16 protein-coding genes are annotated in these 11,678 nt (G+C 62.8%); 8 read left to right on the forward strand and 8 right to left on the reverse strand.

Annotation, left to right across the window (positions count from 1 at the left end):
* Positions 1-2 precede the first annotated feature (2 nt).
* The 4 genes from QLH51_RS04110 to QLH51_RS04125 all read right to left on the reverse strand — a co-directional run bounded on the left by QLH51_RS04110 (position 3) and on the right by QLH51_RS04125 (position 2,601).
* Positions 3-713: an antitoxin Xre/MbcA/ParS-like domain-containing protein gene (locus QLH51_RS04110; RefSeq protein WP_283514268.1), complete on the reverse strand. Its 711-nt coding sequence runs from the start codon at positions 711-713 to the stop codon at positions 3-5.
* Positions 714-1,636: 923 nt separating this feature from the next.
* Entirely contained in the window at positions 1,637-1,861 is a 225-nt protein-coding gene (locus QLH51_RS04115; RefSeq protein ID WP_283514269.1) for a hypothetical protein, read from the reverse strand.
* Position 1,862: 1 nt separating this feature from the next.
* Positions 1,863-2,192 carry a hypothetical protein gene (locus QLH51_RS04120; RefSeq protein WP_283514270.1) on the reverse strand — a complete coding sequence of 110 codons (330 nt, stop codon included), beginning with the start codon at positions 2,190-2,192 and terminating at the stop codon, positions 1,863-1,865.
* A gap of 82 nt (positions 2,193-2,274) precedes the next feature.
* Positions 2,275-2,601: a hypothetical protein gene (locus QLH51_RS04125; RefSeq protein WP_283514271.1), complete on the reverse strand. Its 327-nt coding sequence runs from the start codon at positions 2,599-2,601 to the stop codon at positions 2,275-2,277.
* A gap of 247 nt (positions 2,602-2,848) precedes the next feature.
* On the opposite strand from QLH51_RS04125, the gene QLH51_RS04130 reads away from it, so the two are divergent.
* From QLH51_RS04130 to QLH51_RS04140, 3 genes are all read left to right on the forward strand, one after another.
* Complete coding sequence (locus QLH51_RS04130) at positions 2,849-3,241, forward strand: DUF3768 domain-containing protein (RefSeq protein WP_283514377.1); 393 nt, start codon at positions 2,849-2,851, stop codon at positions 3,239-3,241.
* Between the two features lie 62 nt (positions 3,242-3,303).
* Complete coding sequence (locus QLH51_RS04135) at positions 3,304-3,513, forward strand: antitoxin VbhA family protein (RefSeq protein ID WP_283514272.1); 210 nt, start codon at positions 3,304-3,306, stop codon at positions 3,511-3,513.
* Positions 3,514-3,764: 251 nt separating this feature from the next.
* Complete coding sequence (locus QLH51_RS04140) at positions 3,765-3,908, forward strand: hypothetical protein (RefSeq protein ID WP_283514273.1); 144 nt, start codon at positions 3,765-3,767, stop codon at positions 3,906-3,908.
* A gap of 332 nt (positions 3,909-4,240) precedes the next feature.
* Here QLH51_RS04140 and QLH51_RS04145 read toward each other — a convergent pair whose 3' ends face one another.
* Positions 4,241-4,963 (reverse strand): phosphoribosyltransferase family protein, encoded by a 723-nt coding sequence (locus tag QLH51_RS04145; protein WP_283514274.1) that lies wholly within the window; start codon positions 4,961-4,963, stop codon positions 4,241-4,243.
* Between the two features lie 131 nt (positions 4,964-5,094).
* Positions 5,095-5,571: a hypothetical protein gene (locus tag QLH51_RS04150; RefSeq protein ID WP_283514275.1), complete on the reverse strand. Its 477-nt coding sequence runs from the start codon at positions 5,569-5,571 to the stop codon at positions 5,095-5,097.
* A gap of 155 nt (positions 5,572-5,726) precedes the next feature.
* Between QLH51_RS04150 and QLH51_RS04155 the strand changes: the two genes are divergently transcribed.
* Positions 5,727-6,215, forward strand: coding sequence for a MucR family transcriptional regulator (locus tag QLH51_RS04155; protein ID WP_283514276.1), 489 nt, complete (start codon positions 5,727-5,729; stop codon positions 6,213-6,215).
* Positions 6,216-6,339: 124 nt separating this feature from the next.
* Positions 6,340-6,528 carry a hypothetical protein gene (locus QLH51_RS04160; RefSeq protein ID WP_283514278.1) on the forward strand — a complete coding sequence of 63 codons (189 nt, stop codon included), beginning with the start codon at positions 6,340-6,342 and terminating at the stop codon, positions 6,526-6,528.
* A 384-nt stretch (positions 6,529-6,912) separates the two neighbouring features.
* Here the strand turns inward: QLH51_RS04160 and QLH51_RS04165 are convergent, their stop codons facing one another.
* Entirely contained in the window at positions 6,913-7,047 is a 135-nt protein-coding gene (locus QLH51_RS04165) for a hypothetical protein (RefSeq protein ID WP_283514280.1), read from the reverse strand.
* A gap of 349 nt (positions 7,048-7,396) precedes the next feature.
* Here QLH51_RS04165 and QLH51_RS04170 point away from each other — a divergent pair, with 349 nt between their 5' ends.
* The 3 genes from QLH51_RS04170 to QLH51_RS04180 all read left to right on the forward strand — a co-directional run bounded on the left by QLH51_RS04170 (position 7,397) and on the right by QLH51_RS04180 (position 8,695).
* Entirely contained in the window at positions 7,397-7,843 is a 447-nt protein-coding gene (locus QLH51_RS04170) for a hypothetical protein (RefSeq protein ID WP_283514281.1), read from the forward strand.
* A 100-nt stretch (positions 7,844-7,943) separates the two neighbouring features.
* Positions 7,944-8,213 (forward strand): HU family DNA-binding protein, encoded by a 270-nt coding sequence (locus QLH51_RS04175; protein WP_283514282.1) that lies wholly within the window; start codon positions 7,944-7,946, stop codon positions 8,211-8,213.
* A 164-nt stretch (positions 8,214-8,377) separates the two neighbouring features.
* Positions 8,378-8,695 (forward strand): hypothetical protein, encoded by a 318-nt coding sequence (locus QLH51_RS04180; protein WP_283514283.1) that lies wholly within the window; start codon positions 8,378-8,380, stop codon positions 8,693-8,695.
* Positions 8,696-8,698: 3 nt separating this feature from the next.
* Here the strand turns inward: QLH51_RS04180 and QLH51_RS04185 are convergent, their stop codons facing one another.
* Complete coding sequence (locus tag QLH51_RS04185) at positions 8,699-11,656, reverse strand: TrlF family AAA-like ATPase (RefSeq protein ID WP_283514284.1); 2,958 nt, start codon at positions 11,654-11,656, stop codon at positions 8,699-8,701.
* Positions 11,657-11,678: the final 22 nt, after the last annotated feature.

Below are 11,678 nucleotides of genomic sequence, written 5' to 3' on the forward strand. Positions count from 1 at the left end.
GTCTATGTGAAGTCGCGCCCGGCGACCTGCACGACCCGATCGCGCGTGCCCGGCGTCCCCAGCACCACGAGAGGCGAGCGCCCCGCGAGCGCCCCATGCGGCTGACGCAACCACAGCCAGGCCGAGCGGGCATCGGGTGCCACTTTGAGCACCTCAGCGATACCTTCGAGGGGGCGGGCATCGACGAACTGTTCGAGCGGGTAAGCCAGCTTCCGTTCTCCGCGAAGCAATCCAATAACCACGCCGCGCTGCTGCCAGCTGCTCAGCGTCGAGCGCGGAATTCCAAGCCGCTGCTCGATCTCCCCGGCGCCGGCGACCGGCCCTGCCCAGCTTTCCAGTGGTCGTACCTGTGCGTAGCGGTCGAGGCGTGCCCTGCCCTCCACGGCACCAATCCGCTCGCCCAGTCCACTACCCTGGCTCTTTTCCACCCGCCCAGATGTCTCGATATGGAGCCGTTCCGGCCCGGCGCCCGCACCACCGGTCGCCATCTTGAGTGCTTCCCGGAATCTGCTCTTGCCGCGGGCAAGTTCACGGCGCCGCGCCTCCGGAAGCTCTGCCAGAACGTCGGAGACGATGGTCAGGATCGCCGCCATGGCGCGGACATTCCCGACGGGAGCTCCGGGATTGTGCTGCTCGAGGGCAGCACGTACCTCGTCCTCGGTAAGGCTCTGCAACTTGACCTCGTCAGCAGGCATCAGTGCGGCGTTGGGCATACTTGCCTCCTTGTGCAGCCTAGATAGCACCGATTGCATGAATTGTCCAGTTTGCTTAACATTCGGGCGGGCTTGGGCTGTCCGGAATAACTGAACTATTGCATTCCGAACGCAACGTTCAGGTCGTCCGGATCCTCACCACCTTGAGCGCCATGGCCTCCTCACGAAACGTTTTGGCATCAAGATGACGGGAAATGTGCATGGCTCTCGACCTATGCGGCTTGCGCATCGGGATCGAGAAGGGTGCTGGCGTCTCCTGGCAAGCCGGGACCGCCGCTCTATTCCGCTGACGCTCCACCGAGCCACTGTCGGGTCTCGGCCCATTCGGGTGACGATCGACTGACGGACGCTGCCGCGCCGGATCTGTTTTCCCGGGCACAGGCACGTCCCTCCGCCCCGCCGGGGCGGTGCTGCCGACAGGCACGGTTCCGGTCGATGCCTTAACGGGTCGGGGCAGGCATCGAACCTGCCCCGGCCCGGCCGCAATGGCCTACGCAGTCTTCCTGGGAACACCTGTCCCGGGCTATGAAGGGCGGCGTGGCGCACGACCTAGACGACATCCTCGCGCAAACGGGATGTCCGGTGTGCGGCCGCACATCGAACATCCCGTACAAGACGCTGCGCCTCGAACGAACTATCGACTGCCCGGGCTGCGGGGAGACGATCCGTCCCATCAACGACACTCCGATAGGGCGCATCCAAAAGCTCATCGACGAGCCGGCGATTAGGTCTCACCCATCGCGCCAGATGGAATAGCCGGACGCGATACAGAAGTCCGTCGGTCCGGCCGTAGGCAGGTCGTCCGCATGAGCATCGGCGGGTTACGCGGATGATGGCCCGGTTGGTTGTTCGAACCTCGCAGCACGTATCGGGGAACGTCATGCGGCGCGGACCGCGTATCTACCCTTCGCATACGTCTGGCCTCATTGGCGACGGGTCGTACCTCCGCGTAGGGCCATCGACACGGCGTTCCGGATGGTCGACCATCGGAGGATCCCGGCCAGATCGACACAGTCGATCGCCGCGGTGACCTTGCCATTGACGAACGCGGCCACGGACTCACCATGCTCCTCGATCAGGTTCCGGGCGACCAGATGCGCTTCTTCCTCGGTGATCCGCTGCTGGAGCAGGCGTTCCGCCTCGTCCATTTCAGCCCAGCAACCCGATCCGGGCACGTTCGATCCTGCGGTTAAGCATCCGCGCCACGTCCTGCGCATCCTCGATCGTCGTGCCTGCCGGCAGGTCGAGCACGATGTGGCGCTCGGAAGGCTCGGCATCCAGTTCGATGACCACAAAGCACGGCTGATCGACGTCGCGCTCCTTTACGGTTGCAGTGAAGTTGCGCATCCGGCCTCCGTCGACTTGATCGTCCCGACCGGGATCGTAACCGCCCCGCTGCGCTCCGCAAGGACTCACCCGGTCGCGGCAGACCAGATCGCGCGCAGACACGCCGCCCCGATTATTCGCCTCCAGCGACACCGGGACGACGCGGCCGATGCATCATCATTGCCTGCCGTATCCTGATGAAGTCCGGTCGAGCTGGCGCTGGAATGTCCGGTGCTCAGCCACGCGCCGTCCGCACGGGCGGCAACTCCTCGAACGCCGTCACCAGCATCGGGTCGCGCAGTAGCGTCGTCCACCGGCTGCCATAGGTGCGCGAGGCCAGATAAAAGGTCGAACCGATGCACTCGACCATCCGGCAGCGCTCCAGCCTGTCGACCAGCGAATATCCCGAACCATGCCGTGCCACGATGTCGTTCAGGTCGGCGCGCATTAATGTCCCGCAGCCAGAGCAGCGCGTCCGGACCAGAGCGTTCAGGCGCAGCATCTCGCCGGCGGTCTCCATCCAGCGTGGCCACAGGGTGACGATGTCGGCAGCGCCTTGCATCGGCGAACGATACTCCCCGATCGGCGCAGCCGTCCAGCAATGGCTCGGGGAATGGTCTCATCCTCTCGCCAATCAGAAGGTCATCCGGGCGATGGGTCCTTGCCGGGGCGTACACCCGCGCAAGCCCGCACGCGGGCTTCTCCACTATTGTTACGACCCTCCGGGTGCGCCGGGCGAACTATGCCCCGGCGGTCCCGTCGCCTGTCGAACGACCCCGATTGGCGGGGTCATGGACGAGGAGACCATCATGGCCGAGCAAACGCCTCAATCCGGACGCGCCAAAGGTGGCGCCAGCGAGATCGCCTGCCACAATGACTGGCTGCGCGAACACATTCATGCTCCCGGCCACAACCGGGTGGTGATGACCAGCGGTATTGCCGCACTGATCGGCGATGTCAGCCTGTTCCGCAACTTCCACAAGCGAGCCGAGCTGATGCGCGCCATCCGCGATTACGACAGTTTTTACCTGAGTATCGACCCGTACGGCGAGCGCGACATGGGCAAGTTCGAATTCGAGGGGACGGACTGCTACTGGAAGATCGACTATTATAATCCTGATCTGACCGCAGGCTCGGAGGATCCGGCCGATCCCTCCCGGACCACGCGCGTCCTCACCATCATGCGCGTAGATGAACGATGACCCGGATCGCCCCGACGCATAGCCGGTGGGGCTTTCCCTCTATTTCTCAAAAGGATCGCATCATGACCGTCGAAACGATTAACCGGATCAGCGCAATCGAGCGCGCACGCCGTCACCGTGAGGTGGACTTCGCACGCGGCGACGTCCGCTACGAAGGCGGCATCCTCTCCGACGAGATCGAGCTGCTCAACGCCCGCTATATCGCCGGTGAAATCGACAGTGACGAGCTGACCGGCGCGATCCTGGCATCGCAGACCGTCCGGTCCGCGTGACGGCGCGGAGGAAGCAGGAGGTGTCGCCGTGAGGCGGCCTCCCCGCTCCCCACCAACGTCGGAAAGGCTCTGTCGTCGACGGCTGTCCATCGTGACAAGCGGAATGGGCCGGCGTCAAGGATGCACGGCCCCTCCAATTTGCTGCGCAAACCGGTTCCTCCGTGCCCCGCTTCGCGGCCGCTGCGCGGTCCCTGACCCCAACCCATTCCGCTCGTCAGCCCGCCCCTGTCGTAAACGAACAGGAGGCTCACATGCACACTCAGACCGCACGCACCCAAAGCTGGCTCGCGGAACTGGCCAGCATACAGGCAGAAATCGAAGCACTCGGTATGCCCGAGGCACCCCGCCCCGCCCGCAAGCGGAACCGCAAGTTCAAGCCGCTCTGGGAGGAGTGAACGTTGCTGCAGGCGGCTGAGCCGCCTGCGAACCGTACTCCGGACGTGCGGTGTGGTTGAGAGCGTGCTAAACGCATCGAAACCGGACAATACGAAAAAGGGAGGCCTTTCAGCCTCCCTTTCCCTATTAGCGCCACCCGCTTCGTGGCTTCCCGATACTTTCCCCTTACGGGTATGACCTCGGGACACGGTGCCAGCACGGACCTGCAAGGTTTTTTACGCCCTGCCTCATATTTAACGACCCTGAGGTTGATACAAGGTCGTGGATCGCTCCAAACTGTGCGTTTGATGTAGGCATAATGGCGTGTGAGGTCAAGATCATGATTTTGACCTTACACACCGCTGAGAAAGCAGACGCCCGCCACCTCGGCACCAAGCTGGTTCTGCAGGATTTCCCTTACCGACAGCAGCGACGATCCGCTTGCGAACAGGTCATCCACGATGAGAACGCGCTTGCCATGCAGCTCCGGCGGATCTCCCCCCAGCGTAAAGGCACCGAAGAACGGGCGAAGTCCTACATCGATGTCCTTGGCCTGATAGACCGCCGTCGGCTCCATCTGGTCCCAAGCGTGCAGCTGCGAGGCAAAGGCGCCTCTCAAGCCCGGCCGCATCCGAGGGGGCGCGGCGCGGGCGTCCGCCAGAAGCTCACCGACCTGCCTTTTCCGCAGGAAGGAAGGATCCAGGAGCGGTGCGCCGGATATGTCGGAGACCAAAGCCGCGAATTGCGCGCAGAAAGGCGACGACGACGGGATCGGCAGGCAATGATCAAAGCCCTGCAGATCCTCCTTCACTTTCTCGAGAATCTGACGCGCGCGCGTCATGAGTTGCTGTACCCAGAACGGCGCGATGGTGAAGCCCCGCCGTGCCTTCAGCGCGTGCATCAGGGGATTGCCATCGTCGCGCCGATCGCCCTTCTGGTTTCGGCTATAGACGTGAACAAGCCGGATGCCCTTCAGTCTCCCGAAGGTGGGATTCGCTTCAACCGACGTATCGACACCGTTCTGATGAGCATCATTGACCGTCACGACCTTCGTCGCCGACACCACAATACCCATACCAGTCCTTCACGCCTCATGGTCTCGAACCCGTAGGCGCTCAGGTGAGGCAAGCCACTGGACGATGCAATGTCCCAATATTTGCCGACTTGCCTGGCTCTATGCAATAGCTCAGGTGTAAAGCCACGCTCCTAGCCCGAGGACCTTTCTGTCCGTCTCTGCACCACGGTCTGACTGAGGATACGGCGATTGATCTTCACCTTCCAAGCCACTTGGCGGTCGCTCAGTTTTCTCTTGAGTTTGGTGCTATGAAGAAACTGATATTCACTCTCGTATAGAAAGCCTTTGCGCCTGGCATATTCGATCACCGACTCATTTGCATTGGCCGATGGATCGCTCCGAATCCTTTTCAATCCGTCGAAGAGGTTGCCGGTATCGATGCCGAGAAATCGATTGATGCATATGTTGCCGACATAGGTTTCACGGTGAGTGAGACGGTTCCGGATATAGCAATGTTCCAGAATCTGCTGCCCGCAGGGGCAATGGTCTGGTTCGTCACTAATCTCGACATATATCAGGTCCCACTCTGATCGTGCGGATTCGAAATCTTTCGCAACCGACCGGGGCAGGATGTGGGCCTTCAAGCGCTCGAAGTTATGATCTACCATCTGCCTTGACCCCCTGAGAGGATTTTTGACATAATTTCAGGGCGCAAGCGATACCCAAGCGATGGAAGTCATTCCGGGGGTGGAACAGCCAATGAGTTCAGCTACATGAAGGTATCAGTTGGGCAGTAGCGCCGGCTCGCGATAGGGGCATTCAGATGGACGAAACCTTGAATACGATCGAACTGGCGACCGAACTGACGATTGCCTGGCTGGGAAATCCCAATACCCGTGCAGACGCTGATGCTGTCCCCGCCTTCCTCAACTCGATGCACGAGGCCGTGAATGCGCTGGCCGGCAATGTCGCGGAGCCCGCATCAGAACAGCCCACCGAGCATGTGGCGGCCGTGAGCGTCAGGAAGTCGCTTGCCAGCAAGGATCACATCATTTCGATGATCGACGGCAAGCCCTACAAGACCCTGCGCAGGCACTTGTCGACCCATGGGACGACCCCGGAGGAGTATCGCGCGCGCTACAACCTCAAGGCCGATTACCCGATGGTGGCACAAGGGTATTCGGAAGCGCGCCGCGATATGGCGAAAAAGATCGGGCTTGGCCGCAAGCCCTCGAAGGCTGTCGCCGCAAATGAGGCCGCCACAGAGCCCAAGCGGCGGGGCCGAAAGCCGGCCCAGACCGAGCCGGCCTGACCGCGTAGCTTCCATGGCAGCGATGGGGCTGCGATCGCTATCGCACCCCGGCGTTTGCGGGCTTGAGCATGGGTCCCGCGACGCGACATGCGCGTTGGACGGCCACCATCGCAAAAGGACCGCCATGAGCGACGCCACCCTCGTCAACGTCAACACCGCCACGGCCGATGAACTGGATGCTGTGCCCGAGCTCAAGGGGCATGGCTTCGAGATCTGCGTTATCGTGAGGATTGCGGCACATTCACCGACCTCCGCCAGCTCGATGAGGTGCCTGGTCTTGCCGGAAAGGCAGATGGTGGTCGATCAGCGCTGACAATCGGCGACGGCTGATGGCCTACCGCCGGAAAATCGGGATCGACGACACGGACGCATGACCGCGGCGACCGCACCCGCGGCAGCGTAGCCGGATGACCTTGGATGACACCTCGCCGTCGCCTTTGAAGCGTCCGAGAATGTCGGCTGCCGGCATGTTCATGGTGTGGCCGCAGGCACATACAATCCGTATATTGGTGCGATCAGCCGCCCATTCGGCAAGCGTCTTGTAAGGTGCCTCGATCGTCGGTCGTTTGCTCACCGAGGCAACACATCCTCATATCGCCCTGCTTTGCGAAGCTGACGGACGATCCCGTTGAAGGCAGCGGTCACGCCCTGGGCGCGGCCAATCTCATTCGTTTGCGAGGCGGTATCCTAGTAGAGCTCAAGCGGCCAGCGCTCGGGGCAATGCGGTAGCAGACATGTCGGCTTCCGCTGCCACCAGTTGCAGGCGACGAGTGGCGATCATCGACACCTTGCCTGCCGCGGCGACGATCGCGGACGGCGTGCCGTCACGCACCGCGTCCTCGATGACCGCCAGCAGGGTGGCATCGTTGGGCGGTTGCGCATGGATGACATTGGCAGAGGGCAGCCCCGCCTGGGCCAGTGCCGGGGCGTACAGATCGGATCGGCAACTCGCCCACAGGACCGGCCACCCGTCCCGGCCGCTTCGCGGGCGGCGAGCCCGGCAAGGAACAGGGTTGTCGCCGCGTCATCGGCCCATGAACCGCTGCGGGCGGTCGCCTCGTGGAGCGCTCCGGCCAGATGCACTCTCCCGGCCTGCGGAGAGAAACGAAGAAGATACGAAGCGCTAACAAATCATGAATTTAATGCTTTCGTTCGCTGGCTTGGTGACTCATAAAATCGTCATGCCGATCCGCCCCGAGAACCGCTGGCTATATCCGATCGACTGGCGGCAGTTGTCCATTACCGTCCGGTTCGAGCGGGCCGGTGCGCGGTGCGAGCATTGCGCGCGACCGCACATGCGGCGGGTGGCCCATCTGGGCGACGGCCGCTGGTGGGATGCGGACGCAAAGTGCTGGCGTTCGACGCGTGGCAGGCGGATCGTGCTCAAGGGCGGCTTCGCGCTGGCCGCGGTTCGCACGACCTACGTCGTTCTGGCCTGCGCACATCTCGATCACGATCCCGGCAACAGCGCATCTGCCAATCTGGCGGCGCTGTGCCAGCGCTGCCACATGATCCATGACGCGGCCGAACATCGCTGGCAACGCTGGTGGAATGTATTTCGGCGGCGCGCCATTCGGGATATGTACGAGGATCCGCGGATCACACGTGAGCGGTTGGCGAAGCGTTGAGCGCGGTAAGGCTCCCCGCCCGTCTACATGCCATATCGTCTTTGTTTCGTGGCCCGTCATGCCTAATGGTCGCGCCGGATTTCTCAGGGAGTAGACTCGCATGAACATCAGTGAACTGGCCAAGGGCGTCGCGGGCGTGACGGGCACCAGCGAGGCAGACGCCAAGACCGCGATCAACGCGGTGTTCGACCAGATCGCCGGCGCCGCTGCCAGGGGTGAAGAGGTCGCCATTCCCGGCTTCGGCAAGTTCGCGGTTAAGGATCGGCCCGAACGGGACGGTCGCAATCCGGCGACGGGCGAGGCGATCAAGATCGCCGCGTCGAAGAAGCTGGCATTCACCGCCGCCAAGGGGCTGAAGGACAAGCTTTAGGATCATCGTGCCGGCGCGCTCGCGCCGCCGGTATCCTCTTCTGAAGGTTTCAGACAGCCCGGGAGCCAAGGCTCCCGGACTTTGCAGCCTCGGCGTTTACCGCTGCCGTTTCTTGCGCGCTGCAGCGCGCGCCACCATCTCGCAGTGCCAGAAAGGAGGGTTCGATGCAGAATATATTCGGAGTGAAACCGCAGCCGCCGATGGAGCAGGTCTGGCTCGACACGTTGTTGAACGTTCTAAAGCCTGACGCACGACGCAGCGTTCGCCGGTTCACGAGTGCTGACGTCCAGCGGCTTATGGCAGAACCGCTCGACCTTGTACCCCGCAACGTACGCGCGCAAAGCTTCGCCGCGGCAACAGGTTCGATGACCGCGAAGGGGTTCTGGCTAGAACAAGCCGACGGCAGCTTCACCCTTACGCCATCAGGCATCACCGCCCTTAACCTTCTTGGGCCCGAAGAGGACATCGTCTCGAAAACCTGACCGTCATAGCGCGACGCGTAGGCGACGAGCCCGCTCCCTGAACGCTTCTTCGCCGCCCTCGAGAATGGCACAGACTCGTTCGCGAATGTCCTGCTCGTCCAAGCCGCCCGACCGGTAGGAGATTGGCGGCATCTCGCCCGGCACATGCGTGCCTGCCTCTGCAATGATGATCTGATCCGCGTCGGTGTTGATGACGAGATTGGCGTTGTGCGTCACCATGATAACCTGACGCTGAAGTTTCGCCTGCGCGAACAGCGGCACCAGCTCGTCGAAGATCGACTTGGGGTCGAGATTCTCCTCAGGCTGATCGATAATCAGCGGCCGGTCGTCGGATTGATCCAGCGCCAGATATAGAAGGAGCAATACGATCCCCCGCGTGCCCGGCGACAGATTCCGGATATCGGTGCCATCGTACCTCACCGAATATTGCACGCTGATATGATCGGTGCTGTACAGCCACTTGGCGAACGCGCGAAGCCATGCGCGGTGCGCCGCGGGGTCAGTCTCGCTCACCCGCGAGCTCGCCAACAGAACCTGATCGTGGGCAGCGCGGAAGGCCCGCATGGCATCGGAGACTTCATCCGCCGTACCGCTTAGCCAGGCTCGGCGAAGGTGCTCGTCGGCCAATTCGAGCAGCGTTCCCCGGCCTTTGAAAGGCCCGGCTTTGCGTAGGTCGACGAACGCTTCTCCTGCGCGCGCCCATTGCTGCACATTTGCGACCCGTCGCACCGTGAAGGACAGCTTGCCGAGCGTCCCCGGCGCCGCCTCGAGCCTCGCCTTGATGGGGGCGTAGAGATCATTGAGAACCCGCTCCTCCGCGATCACGGCGTCGAAGACGTTGCGATAGGCCATCGTCCGTTCCGTGGTCAGGGCTTCCCGGCGCTGGGCCGCCCCCTTGGCGTCCGCCAGCCGCTCCTTCAATCCCTTTGCGAGATCACCCTCGCCCGTTATGCGATTGGTCAGCTGCGTAAACTTCTCCTGCGTTACGCGATCAACGTTAATGATCTGGCTCAACCGCAGGATTTCGCGTTCGAGCGTTGCTAGTGGCTGGCGCGCAAGCTCGCAATCCGGTGCCAGCGGGACGGAAGGTAGCGCCGGATCGACGGGAACGCCTTTCCAGGACGCGCTGCTCGCCCGCGACTTCTGCAGCCGATCGGCCAGCACCTCACCGACCACGCCGATGAAATCGGTGCCGAACGGATCCCAATCCGCCCCCTTCAAGCCGCTTGAGCCGAACTTCGCCTGTAGCCGGCGCAATGTCTCGGGCGATTGGTTTCGCCGATAGTCGGCAACCTCGTCCTGCAAGGTGAGGAGCTGTTGCTCCTGCAAGCTGAAGTACCGGACGAACCCCCGCACGGTCTCGGCGGCGGCACTGACCTCGTTCAGACGCGCGGTCGTCTGCGCATCTCCCTTCTTCATCAAGGCCGCGCGCTCCTGCGCGGCCCGGGCAACCGACTGCTCGCGCTCGGCGATCAGCTTCTGCAGCGTGGCGATGCTCTTGGTCTTCTCGATCTCCTCCCCGATCCGATCCGACAGGTTGATCAGGGCAGTCTCGTCCCGAACCCGCGCCTCGCGGTGTCGCGCCGCCCTCAAATCCAGCAGCGCGTCAAAGTCGGTTGCGCCGTCGCGGGTGCTGACCGAGTGAGAGTCGAAGACAACACGCTCGACCTCGCGGAGCAATTCGTCGGAGACGCCGTCCGACGAGCACAGCCGATCGACGAACTGCTGGGATAGATACTGCGCCCGCCTGATCTGAAAGATGTCGTCCTCTGTCGCATCCGCAATCGATCGCGCGTCGGTCGTGCCTGCCGCCCAGCGGATCTCGACCGCGACATCCTCGAGAAAATCCCGGGCCCGGTAGAGGAAGGACTGCTTGTGACGGTCGAGCGGAAGCGGAACGGCGTCACAGCCGGCAACGATAAGTTCGGCTAGGGCGGTCTTACCTGATCCTCGCGCACCGATGATCGTCACGAGACCCGGATTAAGGGGGATGTCGGGCGTCGCTGCCCATACCGCGTTCCGGATCGCCACGCTGGTGATGACCTGTGATCGCGACGCACCAGTCGGTGGGACTTCCCCTACGAACGCACGTTCCGGGGTAATGCACGCCTGCCGGAGCGCGTCGAAGGTCGGCGCGCCTTTGATCCAGCTGAAGCGATTGCCATAAGGCGCGCCGACGCGCTCGAGTTCATGCGCGTCGCTGCCGTGCAGGCAGGGCTTTGCCGTGCCGTATTTCCGGTGAAACTCATCCTGCGGCAGCTTGCGGCCCAACCAGAAGTCCCGGTCCCGCGGCGTCGCGGAGAAGACCGCGCGCGCGAACTTTTCGACCTCCCGGCGCAGCGTCGCATCGGCGCCGTCACGAAGACCCGAGGTGCCGTCCGCCCCCGCCGCAACTGCAACGATGATGTTGTCGCGTGCCCAGCGGAAGCTGCTGAAAAGCTCTTTCAACTGGTCGAAGCTGACCTTGAATTGCGTCGATCCGTGGCGCCGCGCCGCCCCCTCATCGCGGATCGACGGGTCCGCGGCGAAGCCAAGCCTGGCAAGCTCGGTGGGTGTGCAGCTGAAGCGATCGTCGAGCGCCGCAAAGGTGATGTTCGACAGGATGCGGTTGAGCTCGGTCAGATGATGTGGGTCTTCCGGTGACACGAGCAGGTGAACATTCACCCAGGCTCCGGCCGCTGTGCCGAGGCCAAGTCGCATTTCGATGTTCGGAAACAACGTCTCGCAATTCGGGAGCCGTCCCTCCTCGTCCTTCGCTTTGCGCAATCGGGCATAGGTGTCGGTGTTGTAATAGTCGGTGAGACCGATCACCTCGAGCGCCGGCGTGATGCCCTCCAGCTTTGCAACGTAATCTTCCCACGCGGTAGCGCCGGCGAACAGATCATTGAGTTGCGTACCCGGAGCGTGGACATGAGGCTCCCAGCGCCGCCACACCGATCCTATCCCCACCCGATGGTGCATTCCACCTCCTTGATTGTCTTGG

This window comes from Sphingomonas sp. 2R-10, assembly GCF_030062225.1.
Taxonomy (GTDB): domain Bacteria; phylum Pseudomonadota; class Alphaproteobacteria; order Sphingomonadales; family Sphingomonadaceae; genus Sphingomonas.